Source organism: Paenibacillus cookii (assembly GCF_018333375.1).
GTDB lineage: Bacteria > Bacillota > Bacilli > Paenibacillales > Paenibacillaceae > Paenibacillus_AQ > Paenibacillus_AQ cookii.
In genome coordinates, this window is the sequence record NZ_BORW01000075.1 from 1 (window position 1) to 2,969 (window position 2,969).

Below are 2,969 nucleotides of genomic sequence, written 5' to 3' on the forward strand. Positions count from 1 at the left end.
AGCAATTATATTCGCTATTACAATAACCATCGCTATACAGAACGTTTAGAGGGTCTGTCACCCAACGAATACAGGCGAGTTGCATAAGGAAGATCCCTCAGTTCCGTTAAACAAACTGAGGGATCTAAATGAACTATTTTTGTTTTTTACACTGTCCACTTGACAGGGAGCACTTCAGATTGACCTGCGGGACGGCTTTTTGGTTTTGCCGCCAACCCCCGTCATTATTGCGAAAGACGGGATGCCAGCTCGTAAAGCTCCATGTTGAATTCTTTTTTGGTGTTGACGACTTTGTCGATGTCCGTCAGAACAAGTTCGCCTTTGATGATGCCGCAGGCTTTGCCGGATTCTCCTTCGATCAGCTTGCGCACGGCAAAATCGCCAAGGCGGCTGGCCAGGTTCCGGTCGGCTGGCGTCGGCGTTCCCCCGCGCTGGATATGGCCGAGGCACGTCACGCGCGGTTCGAGCGTCGGGCAGCGGTCGGTGAGCGCCTTCGCCACGTCTTCGCCGCTTCCGACCCCTTCCGCCACAATCACGATGCTGTGGCGTTTGCCAAGCGCGAAGCTTTGCTCCATCCGTGCGGTAATTTCGTCCATGTCATGCGGAACTTCCGGCACGAGAATCGTTTCCGCGCCCGAAGCCAGGCCCGCATAAAGGGCGATGTCCCCGCAATGTCTGCCCATGACCTCGACGATGGAGGAACGCTCGTGGGAAGACATCGTGTCGCGGAGTTTGTTCACGGCGTCCACGACGATGCTTACCGCGGTGTCAAAGCCGATCGTATAATCCGTGAAAGAAATGTCGTTGTCGATCGTGCCGGGCAGGGCCATCGTTTTGATGCCCAGCTTGCTCAGCTTGTTGGCTCCGTGGTAAGAACCGTCCCCGCCGATGACGACCAGGCCGTCGATGCCGCGTTTTCTCAGGATTTCGGCACCCTTTTGCTGCCCTTCGGGCGTCATGAATTCTTTGCAGCGCGCAGATTGCAGGATGGTTCCGCCGCGGTGGATGATGTCGCCTACGCTGCGCAGATCCATCGAAAAAATGTCGTCGTTCAGCAGTCCCTGGTAGCCGCGTTGAATGCCGTACACTTCAAGCCCAAAATAAAGCCCGCTGCGGACAACCGCACGAACGGCCGCGTTCATCCCTTGGGAGTCCCCGCCACTGGTTAGAACTGCAATCTTTTTCACTGTCATGAAAAATTCCTCCTCGTAATCACTCATACAAATGTTTGCGGATCCAGCGGCTGTTGACGAAGAAAAAGAGCCGGGTCAGCGGGCTTCCCTTCATCAAGCGCTTGGACACGGAGCGAACTTCCTGCTGCTCGCTGACTTTCGGATCGGACAAATAGATGGCCAACAATCCCTCAATAATCATCCGGTGAAACGGCGGAACGGGAATGGCCTGAACATCCTTTCGCGCCAATCCGACGATCAAGGCGATCCGGTCCAGCATGGTTTCGGGAGATTCATAATAATTGCAAAAGTTCAAGTCTCCGCCAAGCCGATCCTCTTCCTGATCAATCAGGTAATCCAGCATAATGTGCAGACAGCAAACATGTGGAAAGTATGACGCATGAATGGAGGCCGCAGCCGCATCGCTCAAGTGCCGGTCACTTGCGGCAAGAAAAAGCATGAATACGCCCAGCGTCGACCCCGTAGCCGCGGCGAATTCGTTCCACTGGAGATGGGGGGTTCGTTCACGGTGCTGCTCCCACCACTCCAGCAATGCCTGCTCCCTTAGTTCGGGCCGGATATGCTTGTAGACCTGTAGGTCGGTATACAAGCCGGCCAGATCCCGGACATAGGGCATGGCGGACGCGTAGCCGGGGAGCTGGCGGATGCAGTCCTGGCATGTCGTGACCAGGCTGCGCAGATAACCGCCGTCGTTTTGCTCCAGGCGCAGCGCGTAATAATTCACCGGCTCTGCCTCCGGATCGGTAGCATCCAGCATGGACCGGTGGAGAAGCCTAAAATCCTCCGGATCCATGGAGGTGCTGCGGTCGCATAGATTATCCAGATAGTCGCTGATCGTCTGGTAGGCGACGATAAGCTTCGTTAGAATCAGCCTGTCCGGCAGCGGGACCGCGGCATAAACGCCTCCGCCCTCGCAATGAAATTGTTTGGTCTCGATGCTGGCAAGCGCTTGTTTCCGCAGTTCCGGGTCAGGTATTTTTTTCGCCAGACTCCGCCATCCGTTCAGCTCTTTCCGCACTTCAGGCAGAATATGCTTATACACTCGTCCCATCAAGCTTATAGGGTTCCGGGGAACTTGATATTGACTTTGCCTATTTTCATTCAAGACGGTGCCTCCACATTGTTGTCTACTTGTGTCAATCCTAATGTTTCTTATTATAATATGGACCTTAAAATAGTACAAATAAACTAGATCACGTTCAACGCCTTTATTTTCAATGAAAACGCTTATATTTCAACCAAAGTCCGTTTTTGCGAGGGAGGTATGCCGCTTGGCCAGAAAATCGCTCCCGCTTGCCGGTTATGCCGCGTTTATGGGCTGGAAGCTGCATGGCGGCTTGACCTCCGGCGGACAAGGAGACCTGGTCGTTCCGGTCTTTTTATATGTGGCCGTCATCATGCTCATGGGGTTCTTCGCCGTCATGACGGGAAACTGGCGATGCGGGACGGGGGCGCTGCTGTTTATCGCGAGCGACTCCTTCCTCTCCTGGAACATGTTCGTTTCGGATATCGCTTATTCGGACGTGCTGATTATGGGAACCTACTATGTCGCGCAATTTTTGCTTGCCGGCAGCATACGGCATCAATCCGGAGCAGCGCACGGCAAACGGGACGTCACGATTCAATAGCCGGAACTCCCTAAGCCGAACATCGAGTAGAAGGGGGCGGCAAACCCCCGTCCTCTCACACCACCGTACATGCGGGTCCGCATACGGCGGTTCCAAAAGGTTAACGAAGTTCCAAGTAACGAGAAAGCAAACTTTTCAGCCCTTTCGC

General features: G+C 54.3%; 4 protein-coding genes. 2 read left to right on the plus strand and 2 right to left on the minus strand.

Translation table 11 applies throughout. From position 1 onward, the window contains the following. On the plus strand, positions 1-87 hold an 87-nt coding region (locus KI367_RS27785; protein ID WP_212953274.1), incomplete at its 5' end, for an IS3 family transposase. A gap of 137 nt (positions 88-224) precedes the next feature. On the opposite strand, the gene pfkA is transcribed toward KI367_RS27785, so the two are convergent. Both pfkA and KI367_RS26520 read right to left on the minus strand, forming a co-directional pair. Then, positions 225-1,193 (minus strand): 6-phosphofructokinase, encoded by a 969-nt coding sequence (pfkA, locus tag KI367_RS26515; RefSeq protein ID WP_212953271.1) that lies wholly within the window; start codon positions 1,191-1,193, stop codon positions 225-227. A gap of 19 nt (positions 1,194-1,212) precedes the next feature. Next, the gene (locus KI367_RS26520) at positions 1,213-2,244 is read right to left on the minus strand and encodes a tetraprenyl-beta-curcumene synthase family protein (protein WP_052146766.1); all 1,032 of its coding nucleotides are present in this window, start codon (positions 2,242-2,244) and stop codon (positions 1,213-1,215) included. A gap of 220 nt (positions 2,245-2,464) precedes the next feature. Between KI367_RS26520 and KI367_RS26525 the strand changes: the two genes are divergently transcribed. Next, positions 2,465-2,821, plus strand: a complete 357-nt coding sequence (locus KI367_RS26525) for a lysoplasmalogenase family protein (RefSeq protein ID WP_052146765.1) — start codon at positions 2,465-2,467, stop codon at positions 2,819-2,821. The last annotated feature ends 148 nt before the right edge of the window (positions 2,822-2,969 follow it).